The organism is Acidimicrobiales bacterium (assembly GCA_036399815.1).
Lineage (GTDB): Bacteria > Actinomycetota > Acidimicrobiia > Acidimicrobiales > DASWMK01 > DASWMK01.
In genome coordinates, this window is sequence record DASWMK010000127.1 from 1 (window position 1) to 16,116 (window position 16,116).

Consider the following 16,116-nt stretch of genomic DNA (forward strand, 5'->3'; position numbering starts at 1 on the left):
CGGCCGTGCTGGTCACGGGGTGGGAGCCCGAGGTGCCGGTCGGCGACTCGCTCGTCCGCCGGTTCCTCCACGCCATGGCCGACCGGGGCGACGCCAGGGCCGAGCGCACCGGCCGGCCCGCCGAGCGCACCGACGACGCCGCGTTCGTCGACCTCGGCTCGCCCATCGGCCTCGACAACACGGTCGTGCTGCTGCGGCCGCCGCCGGCCGTCGACCTCGACGCCGTCGTGGACCACGCCCGCTCGTTCTTCCCCGAGGAGCGGCGCTGGGCGCTCGTCAGCGCGTACCCGCTGCCGCCGCCCGAGCGCTACGGCCTCGGCCTCGTCGGCCACCCGCCGATGATGGTGCGGGCGCCCGCGCCCCTCCCCTCCCCGCCGCCCGGGCTCGACGTCGTGCCGGTGGCGACCACCGACCAGGTGCGGGACATGGAGCGGGTGCTCACCGGCGGCTTCGGCATCCCCATCGAGGGGCCGGTGCTCGGCGACGACCTGCACGAGGTGGCCCAGCTGTTCGTCGGCTACGTGGACGGCGAGCCCGTGTCGTGCGCCGGGTCGTGGGCGGCCCACGCCGTGGCCGAGGTGAACTGGGTGGCCACCCTGCCCGACGCCAGGGGCCGGGGGTACGGGGCGGCGCTGACGGCGGCGTCGGTGGCCGCCTGGCCGTCGCTGCCGGCCGTGCTGCTGTCGAGCGACGACGGCCGGCCCGTCTACGAGCGCCTCGGGTTCGTCGCCGTCCTGCGGTTCACGATGTGGCACCACACCCCGCCGGGGCAGGCGCCGTCGATCTAGGGGGCGACGGGGACGGCCAGGCCATCGACGGCCTCGGCGCCGTCCACGGCGAGCAGGGACGACGGCGGGGTGCGCACCTTCATCCGCCGGCTTCCGCCGCCGATGATCACCGACGGCCGGCTCAGCACGAGCCCGTCGACCCAGAGCGGGATGCCGCGGGGCAGGCCGAACGGGGTCACCCCGCCGATGCGCATGCCGGTGACGGCGACGGTCGCCTCCGGACCGGCGAAGGACGCCTTGCGCACGCCGAGGCGCCGGCGCACGGTGTGGTTGACGTCGAGGCGGGTGGTGGCCAGCACCACGCAGGCGACGTGCACGTCGGGCTCGCCGGTGCGCCGGCCGACGACGAGGATCGTGTTGGCCGAGTCCTCCGGCGCCACGCCGTAGGCCTCGCAGAAGGCGGCGGTGTCGGCGAGGTCCGGGTCGCACGGGAGCACCTCGTAGGGCACGCCGGCCCGCTCGAGGTGGGCGACGACGGCCGCCTCGACGTCCTCGTCCGGCTCCAGGGCGGTCATCCCGGCGACGCTAGCGACCTTCAGGGGCGCTTCAGCGGCCCGTCCGTAGCGTCGGCGGCATGCGCACGCTCCCCGCCACGATCGCCGTCGCCCTCGCCCTCGCCGCCGCCTGCGGGGGCGACGACGCCCCGTCGGCCTCGCCGGCCCCGTCTTCCACGTCCACGTCGACGCCCACGTCGACGTCGCTCGTGTTCAATCCCGCCCGCTTCGACGGCGGGCCGGTCGACAACCCCTGGCTCCCGCTCGAGCCGCGCACGACGACCACGTACGAGGCCCGCACGGAGGACGGCCTCCAGCGGACGGTGGTCACCGTCACCGGGGACACGAGGGAGATCGCCGGCGTGCCGGCCGTGGTCGTGCGGGACACGGTGACGGTCGACGGCGAGGTCATCGAGGACACCTTCGACTGGTTGGCCCAGGACGCCGACGGCAACGTCTGGTACCTCGGCGAGGACACGAAGGAGTACGAGGACGGGGAGGTCGTGTCGACCGAGGGCAGCTGGGAGGCCGGCGTGGACGGCGCCGAGCCCGGGATCCTCATGGAGGCCGATCCGCAGCCCGGCGACGCCTACCGCCAGGAGCACTACGAGGGCCACGCCGAGGACGAGGCCAGGGTGGTGGCGCTCGGCGAGTCGGCCACCGTCCCGTTCGGCTCCTGGGACGACCTGCTCGTCACCGAGGACACCACCCCGCTCGAGCCCGACGTCGTCGAGCGCAAGTACTACGCCAGGGGCATCGGGGTCGTGCTCGAGGTCGACCTGACGAGCGGCGAGCGCGAGGAGCTGGTCTCGGTCGAGCGGGGGTAGCCGCTCACCCGTGCAGGAGGACGCCGAGGACGAGGGCGGCGACGGAGGCGACGCCGCCCACCCCGCCCCACGCCGCCACGGCCGCCCTCGACCGGGCCCGCGAGTGGAGCGCGGCGGCCACGCCGGCGACGAGCACGACGAGCAGCTTGACGAAGAGGGTCACCTGGTACGCCGTCGAGGTGTCGCCCACCTGCACGTCGACCACGTTCCACACGCCCGTCAGCACGAGCACGGCGAACGCCGGCCAGGCGAGGGCGGCGAAGCGCCGGGCGGCCACGCCGGGCACGCCCTCCCCGGCCCGGCGCAGGGCGGGCACGAGGGCGGCGACGGCGAGCTGCCCGCCGACCCAGACGGCGGCGGCCAGCACGTGGAGCGAGAGGCGGAGGGTGTCGGTGGTGAACGGCAGCATGGCGGGTCGGGCGGGACGCCCGGCCCGACCGGACCGCCGCCCCGCGCCGTGACGATGCCACCGCGGCGCCCGGCCCCGCCAACCGGGTGTGGCGCCCCGCCGTCAGGCGCCCAGCGCCGACCGCACCTGGCGGGCGATCTCCAGGTCCTCCCTGGACTCGACGACCAGGACGCCCACCTCGGCGCCGGGCGCGGTGACGTCGGCGTCCGGGCGGCAGGCGGCGTTGGCGGCCTCGTCGACGGCGACGCCGAGGAAGGCCAGGCGCGCCGCCGCGCCGGCCCGGACCTCGGGCGAGTGCTCGCCCACCCCGCCGGTGAACACGAGCGCGTCGAGGCGGCCGAGGGCGGCGACCATCCCGGCCGCCTCCCTGGCCAGGCGGTGCACGTAGACGTCGAGGGCGTCCCGGTGGCCGCCGGCGAGCACGTCGCGCACGTCGCCCGACCCGGCGAGGCCGGCCAGGCCGGAGCGGTGCTCCAGGCCGTCGGCCACCTCGTCCAGCGAGAGCCGGCCGTCGAGCAGCCACAGCACCAGCCCGGGGTCGACGGTCCCCGACCGGGTCGCCATCACCAGGCCCTCGAGCGGGGTGAACCCCATCGTCGTGTCCACCGAGCGCCCGCCGAGCACGGCGCAGAGCGACGCCCCGGCCCCGAGGTGGCACGTGACGAGGGCCAGGTCCTCCAGCGGCCGGCCGAGCATGGCCGCCGCCCGGCCGGCCGCCCAGGCGTGGGACAGGCCGTGGAACCCGTAGCGGCGGAGCCCCCAGCGCTCCCGCCACGCCGACGGCAGGGCGTAGGTGGCCGCGGGCGCCGGCAGCCCGGCGTGGAAGGCCGTGTCGAAGCAGGCGACGGCGGGGACGCCGGGCAGGAGGTCGGCGACGGCCCGCAGCCCGGCCACGGCCGCCGGCTGGTGGAGCGGGGCGAGGTCGGCGAGCGCCTCGATCCGGGCCAGCACGTCGCCCTCGACGACCACCGGCCCGGTGAACGACGGCCCGCCGTGGACCACCCGGTGCCCGGTGGCGTCGGGCCGCCCCCAGCGCCGGACGGCGTCGGCCACCGCCCCGACATCGCCCCGGCCCCACCGCTCGACCTCGGCCCGGCCGAGCACCTGATCGCCCTCGCCCACCATCGCCAGCTTCAGGCTGCTCGACCCGGCGTTGACGACGAGGACCCGGCTCAGAGCGGCCACGTCCAGTCCCGCACCTCGGGGACGTCCTCGCCGTGCTCGCGGGTGTGGGCCCTGGCCGTCAGCCGCCGGTCGACCATCTCCTGGCGCACGCTCGCCGCCCGCGTCCCGAGGCCCGGCACCCGGTCGATCACGTCCATGACCAGGTGGAAGCGGTCGAGGTCGTTGAGCATGACCATGTCGAACGGCGTGGTGGTGGTGCCCTCCTCCTTGTAGCCGCGCACGTGGAGGTTGCCGTGGTTGGTCCGCCGGTAGGTGAGCCGGTGGATCAGCCACGGGTAGCCGTGGTAGGCGAAGATCACCGGCTGGTCGGGGGTGAACAGCGCGTCGAACTCGCGGTCGGGCAGCCCGTGGGGGTGCTCGGCCTCGGGCTGGAGGCGCATCAGGTCGACGACGTTGACCACCCGCACCCGCACGTCGGGCAGGCGCTCGCGGAGGATGGCGACGGCCGCCAGCGTCTCGAGCGTCGGCACGTCGCCGGCGCACGCCATCACGACGTCGGGCTCCCCGCCGTCCTCGTTGCCGGCCCAGTCCCAGATGCCGATGCCCCGAGCGCAGTGCAGGTCGGCCTGGTCCATCGGCAGCCAGTCGGGGGTGGGCTGCTTCCCGGCCACGACGACGTTGACGTGGTCCCGGCTGGCCAGGCAGTGGCGCAGGGTCGACAGCAGCGTGTTGGCGTCGGGCGGGAGGTAGACGCGCACGACCTCGGCCCGCTTGTTGACGACGTGGTCGATGAAGCCCGGGTCCTGGTGGGAGAAGCCGTTGTGGTCCTGGCGCCAGACGTGGGAGGTGAGCAGGTAGTTGAGCGAGGCGATCGACCGCCGCCACTCCAGCCCGGCCGACACCTTCAGCCACTTGGCGTGCTGGTTGAACATCGAGTCGACGATGTGGGTGAACGCCTCGTAGCACGAGAACAGGCCGTGCCGGCCGGTGAGCAGGTAGCCCTCCAGCCAGCCCTGGCACGTGTGCTCGGAGAGGATCTCCATGACCCGGCCGTCGGTGGCCAGGTGCTCGTCGACCGGGAGGACCTCCTCCTGCCAGGCCTTGGCGGTGACGTCGTAGACGGCGCCCAGCCGGTTCGACTCGGTCTCGTCCGGGCCGAACACACGCACGTTCCGGTGGGCTGCGTTCAGCACGAAAGCGTCGCGGAGCCAACGCCCGGCGACCCTCGTCGGCTCCGACTGCCCCTTGCCGGGCTGGTCGACGGGCACGGCGTGCTCGTGCAGCGGGGGCAGGTCGAGGGGCCGCAGCCGGCGGCCGCCGTTCGCGTGCGCGGTGGCGCCCATGCGCCGGTCGCCGGCCGGCACCAGCCCGTCGAGGTCGGCGGCCGGGCGGCCGTCCTCGTCGAACAGCTCGTCGGGGCGGTAGCTGCGCAGCCAGTCCTCGAGGACGCGGCGGTGGCCGGCGTCCGTCCTCGCCCCGCCCACCGGCACCTGGTGGGACCGCCACGTCCCCTCGACCAGCACCCCGTCGACCTCGTGCGGGCCGGTCCACCCCTTCGGCGTCCGCAGGACGATGGCCGGCCAGGGCCGCCGCCGGCCCCGGGCGCCGCCGCCCGAGCGGGCCTCGTCCTGGATGGACCGGATGTCGTCGACGGCCGCGTCGACCGCCGCGGCCAGCGGCTCGTGGACCTCGGGCGGGTCGTCGGCGGTGACGAACAGCGGCCGGTGGCCCCACCCCTCGAACAGCTTGCGGAGGTCGTCCTCGGGGATGCGGGCGAGCACGGTGGGGTTGGCGATCTTCCAGCCGTTCAGGTGCAGGATCGGCAGGACGGCGCCGTCGCCGGCCGGGTCGAGGAACGACGTCGAGTGCCAGCTGGTGGCGAGCGGGCCGGTCTCGGCCTCGCCGTCGCCGACCACGCAGGCGACGATCAGGCCGGGGTTGTCGAGCGCCGCCCCGTAAGCGTGCGACAGCGAGTAGCCGAGCTCGCCGCCCTCGTGGATCGACCCGGGGGTCTCGGGCGCGGCGTGGCTCGGGACGCCGCCCGGGTACGAGAACTGCCGGAACAGGCGGGCCATGCCCTCGGCGTCCCGGGAGACGGCCGGGTAGATCTCGCTGTAGCTGCCCTCCAGCCAGGTGCTAGCGACCATGGCCGGCCCGCCGTGCCCCGGGCCGCACACGAACAGCACCTCGAGGTCCCTGGCGACGATGGCCCGGTTGAGGTGGGCCCACAGCAGGTTGAGGCCCGGGGTGGTGCCCCAGTGGCCGAGGAGCCGGGGCTTGACGTGCTCGGCCAGCAGCGGCTCGCGGAGCAGCGGGTTGTCGAGCAGGTAGATCTGCCCGACGGCGAGGTAGTTGGCCGCCCGCCACCAGCGGTCGACGAGGGCGAGGTCCGGGGTCGGCGGCATCGCCCGGTCCTACCGCACGGCGCCGGACGGAACCGTGCCGGGCACCGCCGGACCGGCGGGGGCGGCGAGCGCGCCGGCCCGACGGCCGGCGCCGGCGCCAGCGGACCGTGGGGACTGGCGGCGCGACGAGCCGGCATCGCTGCGGTCCGCCCGGCCGGCCCGGCGGCCGGCCGCCGTCGTCAGCGGACCGGGGGGACCGGCGGCCGGCGCCGACGGCGGCGCATGGCGACGTGCGCGCCGACCCGCCAGGCGGCCAGGCCGGCGACCGTCCACCGCCGGCGCAGGCGGGCGACGTCGAGCAGGTACATGGCCCGCGCCACCTCCATGTGCGACCAGACGAGCGGCGTGTTGCCGAGCGCCTCGCCGGTCGCGGGGTCGACCTCCTCGGGCATGAGCTCGGGCAGCGCCGCGCACAGCCGGTCGGCCCGCTCGGCCGCCTCGTCCACCCGCCCGACGGCGGCCAGCGCCGACACGGCCCACCACGACACGGGCACGAACGCGCCCTCGACGCCGCCGAACCCGTCCTCGGTGCCCGCCGGGTAGCGGCGGACGTGCGGGCCGTCGCCCTCCTGCAGCTGGGCGAGGGTGGCGTCCACGAGGCGGGAGGCGCGCGGGTCGCGCCGGTCGAGGAGGCGGAGGACGACGGCGAGCAGCGCCGACCCGTCGCACCCCTCGCCGTCGTAGGACTGCGGCAGCCCGCCGTCGGGCCGGAGGGCGCCGAGCACCCGCTCCCTCGCCTCCCGGCGGGCGGCCACCCAGTGCCGGCGGCGGGCCAGGGGCCGCCACCCGCGGGCGATCCACACGGCCCGGTCGAGGGCCAGCCAGCGGCCGATGTCGGCCGACACGAGGTCGCGGGGCCGGCGCAGCTCCCAGATGCCGCTGCTCTCCGCGTCCCTCGGCTCGGCGGCCCGGTCGGCGAACGTGCGGACGAGGTCCCACAGCTCGCCGGTCAGCCGACCGCCCTGCTGCACGTGCACGGACACGGCCTCGACGACGCTGCCGAGCACGTCGTACTGCACCTGGTCGGCGGCGGCGTTGCCCACCCGCACCGGCCGGGACCCCTTCCACCCCGCCACGCCGGACACCTCCCGCTCGGCGGGGACGCGCTCGCCCCGCACGGTGTGGAGGGGCGCGGTGAGCAGGCGCTCGGCGCCGGCGCCGGCGAGGAAGGCGAGGTAGCGGTCGGAGGTGGCCAGGTCGCCGAGCAGGGCGGCGACCGACGCGGCCAGCGACGCGTCCCGCAGCCACGTGTACCGGTAGTCGAACTGGCGGTCGTGCCCCGGCGCCTCGGGCAGCGACGTGGTCGGCGCGGCGAGCACGGCGCCCGTCGGCGCGTAGGTGCAGGCCTGGAGCACGGCGAGGGCGTGGGCGGCCCGCTCGGGGTGGCCCCTGGGCAGGCGGGCGGCGGCCAGCCGGGCCCGCTCCGCCTCCTCGGCCCGCCGGAACCGCGCGGCGAGGTCGTCGGCCGACGGGGCGGCCGCGCCCTCGGGGCCGACGACGAGCGCGGCCCACCGCCCGGCCGGCGCCCGCACCCGCCGCGGCAGCACGCCGCCTGCGGCGCCGTCGCCCTCCGGGCACGGCTCGCCGCCGCTCACGGCGAGCCGCCGCCCGGCGACGACCGCGGTCGCGCCGTCCCACACCGCCGGCTCGGCGTCGAACCCGCCGAGCGCCAGCACGTGCACGGCGTCGAGCGGCCCGCCCGTGGCCCTCACCAGCCGGGCCAGGCCGCCGTCGACCAGCCCGTCCCAGCACTCGACCTCGACCCCGCCCACCCGCACGACGGTCCGCGCCGTCGGCCCGGCCGGCGGGCCGTCGGGGCGGCGCACCGGCTCGGCTCCCTCCCAGCGGGCGGCCGCGCCCCGCCCGTCGAGCAGGGACCACAGCAGCGGCGGGTCGTCGGGCGCCGGCGAGCACCACCAGTCCACCTCGCCGTCGGGGAGGACGAGCGCGGTCGCCCGGCCGTCGCCGAGGAGGCGGTGGTCGCCGAGGGGCGGGTCGGTCAACGGAAGCGGGGCAGCACGGCGTCGCGGTAGAAGCGGAGGAAGCCCTCCTGGTCCGGGCCGACCTGGTGCACGTACACCTCGGTGAACCCGGCGGCGACGAAGCGGGCGACGGCGTCCACGTGGCGTTCGGGGTCGGGCCCGCACACGACGGACCGGGCGACGTCGTCCTCGGTCACCATCCGGGCCGCGGCCTCGAACTGCGAGGGCTGGGACAGCTCGGACAGCAGCGGAGCGGGGAGCGCGCCCTGGGGCCACCACTCGCGGGCCGTCCGCCTGGCGCCGGCCTCGTCCTCCGCCCAGCACACGTGCACCTGCCCGATGCGGGGCTTGCCGCCGCCGCCGGCCGCCTCGAACGCCTCGACGTGCTTCGGCTCGGCGGCGACGCCGATCATCCCGTCGCCCAGGCGGCCGGCCATCTCCGCGCTGCGCCACCCGCTGACGGCGATCATGATCGGCGGCGGCCGGTCCGGCCTCGTGTAGAGCTGGGCCTGCTCGACCCGCCAGTGCGGGCCCTCCTGGATCACGTTCTTGCCGGCGAACAGCCGGCGGATGACGTCGACCGCCTCCTCCAGCATCTCCCGGCGCTCGCCCGCCCTCGGCCAGCGCTGCGCCGCCCACTGCTCGTTCAGCCGCTCGCCGGTGCCGAGGCCGAGGAAGAACCGGCCCGGCATCATCACCTCGACCGTCGCCGCCGCCTGGGCCAGCACGACCGGGTGGATGCGGTGGACGGGCGCGGAAACGCCGGTGCCGACCCGGAGGGTGGTGGTCACCCGGGCGATGGCGCCGAGCACCGCCCACACGAACGGGCTGTTGCCCTGGCGGGGGACCCAGGGGTGGAAGTGGTCGGAGATCATCGCCGCGTCGAAGCCGGCCTCCTCGGCGCGCACGGCGTTGTCGACGAGGGCCCCGGGCGGGTGCTCCTCGCTCGACAACCAGTAGCCGATGGTGACCGCGCCCGGCTCAGTGCTGCCCATGCAGGTCCTCGAGGCGGACGAGCCCGACGAGGCGCCCGGTGAACGTCGTCACCAGCACCCGCTCCTCGTGGTCCTCCTGCATGCTCGCGGCGAGCTCCTCGACCGGGATGCTCGGCCGCACGCTCGGCGGCCCGGGCTGGAGCGCCCGCTCCACGGGCGTGCCCGCGGGGACGCCGAGCGCCTCCCGCCGCACGAGCCCGAGGACCACGCCCTCCTCGCTCGTCACCACGCAGGCCTCCCACCCCTCCATGCGCTCGGCGAGGTCGCCGACCGTCTCGTCCGGCCGGCAGGTGGGCACGTCGCGGTGGGCGACGGCTCCGGCCCGCGACGCGTCACCGAGCAGGCCCTCGGACGGCAGGCCGGCGGCCAGCCAGGCGGCCTTCCCCGGCACGAAGTCGTAGACCTCGTCGAGCCCCAGGCGTTCGAGCCGCCACGCGGCCCGTGCGCTCAGGTCTCACTGGTAGTCGAAGCAGTAGGCGACGACGGGCCGGGACCGGTCGAGGTCGCCCACCCGGTCCTCCCGAAGCTCGGTGAGGGGGACGTTCACCGCGCCGGGCAGGTGCTCGCGCTCGTAGGCCGACGCCGGCAGGACCTCCACCAGCTGGGCGCCGGCGTCGAGCAGCCGACGCAGCTCCTCGACGTCGTGGAGGTCGGTGGGCACCGGCGAAGGGTTACCCGGCCGGCGGGCCGCCGACAACTCCGAGCCGTCCAGTCCGGACGACCGCGGTTGCTAGCGTAGAAGGCGGTGCGTGGGGGCGAAGTGCGACTGCCGCTGACGGCCGCGCCCGAGAGCGTGGGCGCCGGGCGCCGTTTCGTGCAGGCGACCTTGCGCGACTGGGGCCAGGAGGCGCTGGCCGACACCGCGCAGCTGCTCGTGTCCGAGCTCGTCACCAACGCCGTGCTCCACGCGAAGACCGGGCCGACGGTCGTCGTCCGCCTGGGCGGCGACGTGATCCGCATCGAGGTGCTCGACGGCAGCAGCCGGCTGCCGCGCGCCAAGGGCTACGGCGTCGAGTCCTCGACCGGCCGGGGCCTGCTGCTCGTCGACCGCATGGCCGCCTCCTGGGGCACGGAGATCCGGCCGGGCGGCGGCAAGGTCGTGTGGTTCGAGCTCGCGCTGGAGTCCGGCGGGCGGGACCACGTCGACGCCGGCGCCATGGTCGCCTTCGACGACCTCGAGGCGCTCGCCGCCCTCGGCGGGTGGGAGGACCCGCCGGCGGAGACGGCGTCGGACCGGCCGAGGGCGCGCGTGCCGGCGCCCGCCCACCGATGAGCGAGCGGCTCGACGACGAGGAGCTCCTCCCCGTCGACCTCGTCGGCCTCCCCCTCGACCTGCACCGCCGGGCCACCGAGCACAGCGACGACGTGACGCGCGAGTTCCAGCTCGTCGCCCTGGACCCGTCCACGGCGCCGGCCCGCCTGATCGCCCTCGGCGAGGAGGTCGAGCGCTACTCCCGGTTCACGTCGGGGCCCGGCGCACAGCTGGAGCAGGCCCTGGCCGACGGGCGGGCGACCGTCGACCTGCGCTACGAGGTGCCGGCCTCGGCCGCCGACGCCGCCCGCCGCCTCGGCGAGGTGCTCGACGACGTCGACGAGTGGTGCCGGGCCGGCGGGATGCTCGCCCTGGCCGCGTCCGACGAGGTGCGGACGTACCGGCGGTGGTTCATCGGCCAGTTCGTGGACCAGCTGTCCGGCGCCGAGCCCGTCCCCTGGCCGGACTTCGCCGCCGGCGACCCGTCCTCGACCACGCCGCCCCGCTAGTCGGCCGGGAACAGGCCGGGCAGCTCCCCCCGGCCCCGCAGGCCGAGCTTGGCGTAGACCCGCCCGAGGTGGTTGTCGACCGTCCGGCGGGAGACGACGAGCCGGCCGGCGATCGCCGTGCTGGTGAGGCCCCTGGCCGCCATCGTCGCCACCTCCCGCTCGCGGTCGGTGAGCGCCTCCTCGAGGTCGCCGGTCGACAGCAGCGGGGTGGTCACGGGCCCGCACCGGGAGAGGTGCTCGATGGCCCGCTCCCTGGCCGACGCCGCCCGCAGGGGCAGCCCCCGCCGGCGGTGGCGGCCGGCGGCGACGGCGAGGAGCTCGGCGGCGTGGAGGTCCGCGCCGCATCGCCCGACCCGCTCGGCCACCGACTCCAGCGCGTCGGCGTCGCCGGTGGCGAGCGCCCCGGCGGCGTCGGCCAGCGCGGCGACGAGCGGCGAGTCGACCGCCGACGCCAGCCGGTCGAGGGCGGCGACGGCGGCCGGGGCGTCGCCCAGCCGGGCCAGGTCGTACGCCGCGACCGCGGCCATCGTCGCCTCGCCCCTCGCCTCGCTCGCCGCCACCACCCGGCCCATCGCCGCCAGCGCCTCGCGGCGGCGGCCGGCGGCGGCGTCCACCCAGGCCCGGTCGACGTCGAGCCACGGCTCGAACAGCCGGTTGCCGGGCGACCCGGCCGCGGCCGCGTCGGCCTGGGCCAGCAGCGCCTCGGCCTCGGCCGGCGCGCCGGTCACGGCGTGGACGGCGGCCAGCTGGCCGAGGCACATGGCGAGGAACCGGTACGGGTCCTCGGCGTCGAGGAAGGCGACCGCCTCCTGGAGGCTCGACCGGGCCGCGCCCATGTGGCCCTCCATCCGGGCGACCAGCCCCCGGAACCCGGCCCACCCGGCGGCGAACACCGGCGAGCGCTGGGTGGCGGCCCGGTAGCCCTCGTCGGCCGCCGCCCGCGCCTCCCGCAGCCGGCCGGCCAGCGCGAGGGCGAGGCAGCGCACCCACCCGACCTGCTCCTCGCCGAAGGGGTGGTCGTCCCTCGCCCGGTGGGCGAGGGCCAGCCCCGCGTCGGCCACCGCCACGGCGTCGGCGGTGCGGCCGACGAGGGCGGCGGCGGGCACGGCCGCGGTCGTCGCCCACACGAACCCCCTCGCCCCCACGTCCGGCGCGGTGAGGACGGCGCCGGCGACGTCGAGCGCCTCCCGGCAGCGCCCGTCGAACAGCGCGATCCAGGCCTGGGTGGCGACCAGCTCCAGGCGGGCGGCGCCCTCCACCGACCCGGCCGCCTCGCCCAGCTCGGCCTCGGCGTCCTCGGTGCGGGCCAGGCCCCAGTAGAGGTTGGTGGCCCGCTGGATGGCCCGCTCGGCCAGGCCGCCGGCCACGCCGTGGGCGGCGTCGATGACGACGACGGCCTCGGAGTGCCGGCCCTGGTTGGTCAGCGCCTCGGCCAGCACCTGGTTGGCGGCCGCGCCGCCGCCGGCGTCGACCGCGGCCTGGGCCAGCCGCTCGGCCAGCGCGAACGCGAAGCGGGCCATGGCCTGGCGGGCGGCGGGCAGGAACAGCTCGGGCCGGTCGGCCACGCCGGCCTGGAGCTGGAGGACGGCCGCCCTGAGCAGGTCGTCCCAGCGGTCGGTGCCGAGCACGGCGAACTCGGCGGCCAGCCGGCGGGCCAGGCGCCGGGCCCGGGTCAGCGGCGTGGTCGCCCGGACCACCTCGCCGAACAGCGGGTGGGCCAGCCGGCAGGCGAGGCGGCCGCCGTCGTCGGCGACCCGGAGGAGCCCCCCGCCCTCGGCCCACTCCAGCGGGTCGGACTCGACGAGGCGCTCGACGATGGCCAGCGGCACCGGCTCGCCCCAGGCCACGACCTCGAGCACGGGGCGCACGGCCCGGCCGGCGGCGGCGATGCGGCTCTCGACCAGGTCGACGAGGCCCCAGCGCTCGCCGATGGCGCCGCTCCAGCGCCACACCCCCCGGTGGGCGGCGAGCGTGCCGTGGGCGACGGCGTCGGCCACCAGCTCCCTCGCGAACAGCGGGTTCCCGTCGGTGATCCGCCACATGGCGTCCCGGCTGGACCCGTCGACCGGCCCGCCCACCAGCCCGACGAGCAGGCGGTCGTGGGCGGTCCGCTCCAGCGGCCCGAGCTCCATCCGGTGCAGCAGCTGGTCCTTCCAGAGGGCGAGGACCTCGTCGGGGACGACCTCGCCCGTCCTCGCCGTCAGCAGGACGGTCGCCCGCCCGCTGCGCACCGCCCGGTCCACGAGCGCCGTCGAGCGGGGGTCCAGGTGGTGCACGTCGTCGACGCACAGCAGCACCCGGCCCGGCCCGGCCGGCGCCACCTCGGCCAGCGCCGACGCCAGCGCGCCGAGCCCGTCCCGGCCGGCGAGCGTGCCGGGCGAGATGGCCGCCGCGAACGCTCCGAACGGGATCGAGCGGCCGGCCGGCGTGGCCGTGACGGACAGGACCCGGCGGAACCCCGCCGGCGCCCTGGCCGCCTCGGCCACCACCCGGCTCTTGCCGACGCCCGGCGCCCCCGTGACGAGGGCGCCGGCGCCGGCGGCGAGGGCGGCGGCCACCTCGGCGAGGGTGGCCGCGCGCCCGACGAAGGGTGCTTCGCTCCGTGGTTCCCGCACCACCCCAGGTTGGAGGCCGGGATGGTTAAGGGAGGCACAAGCTCAGCACATGATCGGCTGCTCCATCTGGCTGCCGTCGTAGTTCGGCTCGTAGGGCTGCTGGTAGCCGCACGGGTCGGGCGGCGGGTCCTCGTAGCCGCCGCCGCCGTCGCCACCGCCGGACGTGGGCGGCGCCGTGATGTTCAGCCAGGCGACGTCCTTGGTCACCCACTGGTCGGTCTCCCACTCGACGTAGGTGGCCGACACCCGCACCGTGCCGACCGGGAGCCGCCAGGTGCTGAACCACTCCGGCTCGTGGTGGACGACGCAGTTGGAGCGGGCCGGCTGGGTCTGGTGGGAGGTGATCCAGTTGCCGCTGCCGTCGTAGAACTGGAACAGGATCGGCGTGTACCGCTTGACCACGCCGGTCAGGTAGACGGTCGCCCCCTGCTGGAGGGTGTTGCCGGCGAAGGTGGCCACGCCGCCGTAGCTGTACTGCGCGCACGTGGTGCTCCCCGTGGCCGGCGGGAGGATCTGGAGCGTGGGCAGGGCGACGGTGACGACCTCGTTCGTCTCCCACTTCGTGAACGTCGCCGTCACCGTGATCGTCCCCTGGGGCAGGAGCCGCGTGTTGAACCCCTCCTGCTCGTGGTGGACGACGCAGTTGTCACGGGCGAAGTAGGTCATGTGGTCGGCGACGAGCGTGCCGGCCGAGTTGCGGAACTGGAACAGCACCCGGCTCCACTTGCGGACCACGCCGGTGAGGTACACCCGCGCCCCCTGGCGCAGGGTGGTGCCGAGGCCGAAGGTCTCGAAGCGGGCGTGCGAGGCCTGCTCGCACCCGGTGTTGGCCGGGAGCGGGAGTGGCGAGCCGGGCGTGTTGTAGCCGGGCCACTGGGTGTTGCCGTAGGCGAACCCGCCGAAGGCGACCACGCCGAACCACACGATGCCGGCCGCCGTGTAGCACAGGCCCTTGGTGGCGACGCTGCGCCGCGAGCAGTCGGCGGCCATGTCGGTGAAGAACCGGTTGTCGATGGCGAACTTGCCGACCGGGGTCCACCGGTAGCCCAGGTCGTGCTGGCGGCAGGCGCCCCGGAAGTCGTAGTACCAGCGGTGGTCCGGGATGGCGTTGCAGCCGTTGTCCTCGCTGTTCGGCATGCACCAGTTGTTGGTCGGGTTCGGCTGGTAGTAGCCGTACGGGCCGGGCAGGCCGGGCAGCAGCCGGGAGCCGGCGGCCGGGCACGCCGGGATGTCCTCCCCGGAGTGGACGACGACGTCGGCGAACTGGCTGGTCGTCGCCGGCTCGGTCCCCCTGATCAGGTCGGGCAGCTCCGGGTACTCCTGGTACACCTCGTCGGGGACCATGGCGAGCAGCTGGTCGGTGCTCTGCGCGTACTCCACCTGGTCGACGAGGGACTGGACGGCGGCCTCGCTCTGCGGGTAGGACCCGTCGGGCGCCATGGCCGCGCTGGGCGACGGCGCCGGCCAGACGGCGGCCTCGGCCGACCCGTCCTCCACCGGCTCCATGGCGTCCGCCGGCCGGATGCCGGCGAACGGTCCCGCGAACAGGCCCAGCACGACGGCCACCACACAGGCGCGTCGGGTGAACCGGGACATGGGCTCCTCCTCCCTGACGCCGGCCCGCGCCGGCGCCGAGGGCGATCGTCAGGGAGGAGGGTGACCGGTGTCATGAGTACGGCACGTACTCACCGCACCGGGCGGCCGGGTCAGTCGCCGGCCGGGTCGACCAGGCCCCAGCGGCGGCGGATGCGGCGCTCGACGGTGCCGAACACGACGGCGTCGATCACGATGCCGATCACCAGCACCACCAGCATCAGGCCGATCAGCTGCTCGGCGTTCGAGAACTGCCGGGCGAACTCCATCTGGCTGCCAATCGACTTCTTGTTGGCGATGATCACGAGCAGCTCGCCGGCGAGCAGGCTGCGCCACGAGAACGACCAGCCCTGCTTCAGGCCGGCGACGAAGGACGGCAGGGCGGCCGGCATGACGACGTAGCGCAGCCGGGCGGCGCCCCGGGCGCCGAGCACGCGGCCGGCCCGCAGGAGGAGGGGCGGGATCGTGTCGACGCCGGCGACGAGGCCGTTGGCGATCGACGGCGCGCTGCCGAGGATCACGACGAACAGGATGGCCTTCTCGGACCGCTGGAACAGCAGGACGGCGAGGGGGAACCAGGCGATCGACGGCATGGTCTGGAGGCCGGTGATGAGCGACCCGAACGCCGTCCGCAGCACCCGCACCTGGGCCACGGCCACGCCGAGGACGACGCCGATCAGGATCGACAGCGCGAACCCGGTGAGGCCCCGGCGCATCGTGTTGGCCACGGCCTCGGCCAGCGAGCCGGACGCGGCGAGGTCGCCGAGCGCCCGGAACACCGGGCCTGGGCCGGGGAGGACGTAGCTCGACTTCCACCCGGCCCAGACGACGACCTGCCAGAGGAACAGCCCGAGGGCGGCGGCGGCCAGCTTCGGCCAGGCCGCCGACCAGGCCCGCCGGCGCCGCCCCGGCCCGGGCGCCGGGGCCAGCTCCAGCGCGTCGAGCCCGGCCAGCTCGGCGTCGAGCCCGTCGCGCCCGGCGACGGGCCGGCGGCGGATGGTGGAACGGTCAGTGGCAGGCATGGCGGCGCACCTCGGGGCGCAGTCGGTCGGTCGAGGGCGGGCCGGCCGCGCGCCGGCACGTCGGGCCGGCCGGGTCAGTCCCCGGCATGGCGGCGCACCT

The 16,116-nt window shown here is 76.5% G+C and carries 15 protein-coding genes; 4 read left to right on the forward strand and 11 right to left on the reverse strand.

Annotated features, from left to right (window positions below; translation table 11 throughout):
• Nucleotides 1-788: GNAT family N-acetyltransferase (locus tag VGB14_08760; GenBank protein HEX9993002.1), on the forward strand; the 788-nt coding region annotated here is incomplete at its 5' end.
• On the opposite strand, the gene VGB14_08765 is transcribed toward VGB14_08760, so the two are convergent.
• Nucleotides 785-1,303 (reverse strand): YbaK/EbsC family protein, encoded by a 519-nt coding sequence (locus VGB14_08765; GenBank protein HEX9993003.1) that lies wholly within the window; start codon nucleotides 1,301-1,303, stop codon nucleotides 785-787. The genes VGB14_08760 and VGB14_08765 overlap by 4 nt on opposite strands.
• A 59-nt stretch (nucleotides 1,304-1,362) precedes the next feature.
• On the opposite strand from VGB14_08765, the gene VGB14_08770 reads away from it, so the two are divergent.
• The gene (locus VGB14_08770) at nucleotides 1,363-2,109 is read left to right on the forward strand and encodes a hypothetical protein (protein ID HEX9993004.1); all 747 of its coding nucleotides are present in this window, start codon (nucleotides 1,363-1,365) and stop codon (nucleotides 2,107-2,109) included.
• 4 nt (nucleotides 2,110-2,113) lie between these two features.
• Here VGB14_08770 and VGB14_08775 read toward each other — a convergent pair whose 3' ends face one another.
• The 7 genes from VGB14_08775 to VGB14_08805 all read right to left on the reverse strand — a co-directional run bounded on the left by VGB14_08775 (nucleotide 2,114) and on the right by VGB14_08805 (nucleotide 9,686).
• Nucleotides 2,114-2,518 carry a CopD family protein gene (locus VGB14_08775; protein ID HEX9993005.1) on the reverse strand — a complete coding sequence of 135 codons (405 nt, stop codon included), beginning with the start codon at nucleotides 2,516-2,518 and terminating at the stop codon, nucleotides 2,114-2,116.
• 102 nt (nucleotides 2,519-2,620) lie between these two features.
• Nucleotides 2,621-3,703, reverse strand: a complete 1,083-nt coding sequence (locus tag VGB14_08780; protein HEX9993006.1) for an acetate/propionate family kinase — start codon at nucleotides 3,701-3,703, stop codon at nucleotides 2,621-2,623.
• On the reverse strand, nucleotides 3,691-6,048 hold the full coding sequence (locus VGB14_08785) for a phosphoketolase family protein (GenBank protein ID HEX9993007.1): 2,358 nt from the start codon (nucleotides 6,046-6,048) through the stop codon (nucleotides 3,691-3,693). The genes VGB14_08780 and VGB14_08785 overlap by 13 nt, the downstream gene beginning before the upstream one ends.
• Before the next feature lie 179 nt (nucleotides 6,049-6,227).
• Nucleotides 6,228-8,051 (reverse strand): glycoside hydrolase family 15 protein, encoded by a 1,824-nt coding sequence (locus VGB14_08790; protein HEX9993008.1) that lies wholly within the window; start codon nucleotides 8,049-8,051, stop codon nucleotides 6,228-6,230.
• Nucleotides 8,048-9,025, reverse strand: coding sequence for a TIGR03557 family F420-dependent LLM class oxidoreductase (locus VGB14_08795; GenBank protein HEX9993009.1), 978 nt, complete (start codon nucleotides 9,023-9,025; stop codon nucleotides 8,048-8,050). The genes VGB14_08790 and VGB14_08795 overlap by 4 nt, the downstream gene beginning before the upstream one ends.
• Nucleotides 9,012-9,416 (reverse strand): CBS domain-containing protein, encoded by a 405-nt coding sequence (locus VGB14_08800; protein HEX9993010.1) that lies wholly within the window; start codon nucleotides 9,414-9,416, stop codon nucleotides 9,012-9,014. The genes VGB14_08795 and VGB14_08800 overlap by 14 nt, the downstream gene beginning before the upstream one ends.
• A gap of 63 nt (nucleotides 9,417-9,479) precedes the next feature.
• Nucleotides 9,480-9,686 (reverse strand): rhodanese-like domain-containing protein, encoded by a 207-nt coding sequence (locus tag VGB14_08805; protein HEX9993011.1) that lies wholly within the window; start codon nucleotides 9,684-9,686, stop codon nucleotides 9,480-9,482.
• 84 nt (nucleotides 9,687-9,770) lie between these two features.
• On the opposite strand from VGB14_08805, the gene VGB14_08810 reads away from it, so the two are divergent.
• Nucleotides 9,771-10,298, forward strand: coding sequence for an ATP-binding protein (locus VGB14_08810; protein ID HEX9993012.1), 528 nt, complete (start codon nucleotides 9,771-9,773; stop codon nucleotides 10,296-10,298).
• Nucleotides 10,295-10,786 (forward strand): hypothetical protein, encoded by a 492-nt coding sequence (locus VGB14_08815; GenBank protein ID HEX9993013.1) that lies wholly within the window; start codon nucleotides 10,295-10,297, stop codon nucleotides 10,784-10,786. The genes VGB14_08810 and VGB14_08815 overlap by 4 nt, the downstream gene beginning before the upstream one ends.
• Here the strand turns inward: VGB14_08815 and VGB14_08820 are convergent.
• From VGB14_08820 to VGB14_08830, 3 genes are all read right to left on the reverse strand, one after another.
• Nucleotides 10,783-13,404, reverse strand: a complete 2,622-nt coding sequence (locus VGB14_08820; protein HEX9993014.1) for a LuxR C-terminal-related transcriptional regulator — start codon at nucleotides 13,402-13,404, stop codon at nucleotides 10,783-10,785. The two genes, VGB14_08815 and VGB14_08820, sit on opposite strands and share 4 nt — an antisense overlap.
• 39 nt (nucleotides 13,405-13,443) lie before the next feature.
• Nucleotides 13,444-14,967, reverse strand: coding sequence for a phospholipase A2 (locus tag VGB14_08825; GenBank protein HEX9993015.1), 1,524 nt, complete (start codon nucleotides 14,965-14,967; stop codon nucleotides 13,444-13,446).
• Between the two features lie 140 nt (nucleotides 14,968-15,107).
• On the reverse strand, nucleotides 15,108-16,016 hold the full coding sequence (locus VGB14_08830) for an ABC transporter permease (protein HEX9993016.1): 909 nt from the start codon (nucleotides 16,014-16,016) through the stop codon (nucleotides 15,108-15,110).
• Between the last annotated feature and the right edge of the window lie 100 nt (nucleotides 16,017-16,116).

Bases quoted from the DNA above. Each gene is read 5' to 3' on its own strand.
- VGB14_08765 (HEX9993003.1), bottom strand. From the start codon at position 1,303: ATGACCGCCCTGGAGCCGGACGAGGACGTCGAGGCGGCCGTCGTCGCC.
- VGB14_08770 (HEX9993004.1), top strand. From the start codon at position 1,363: ATGCGCACGCTCCCCGCCACGATCGCCGTCGCCCTCGCCCTCGCCGCC.
- VGB14_08775 (HEX9993005.1), bottom strand. From the start codon at position 2,518: ATGCTGCCGTTCACCACCGACACCCTCCGCCTCTCGCTCCACGTGCTG.
- VGB14_08785 (HEX9993007.1), bottom strand. From the start codon at position 6,048: ATGCCGCCGACCCCGGACCTCGCCCTCGTCGACCGCTGGTGGCGGGCG.
- VGB14_08795 (HEX9993009.1), bottom strand. From the start codon at position 9,025: ATGGGCAGCACTGAGCCGGGCGCGGTCACCATCGGCTACTGGTTGTCG.
- VGB14_08815 (HEX9993013.1), top strand. From the start codon at position 10,295: ATGAGCGAGCGGCTCGACGACGAGGAGCTCCTCCCCGTCGACCTCGTC.
- VGB14_08830 (HEX9993016.1), bottom strand. From the start codon at position 16,016: ATGCCTGCCACTGACCGTTCCACCATCCGCCGCCGGCCCGTCGCCGGG.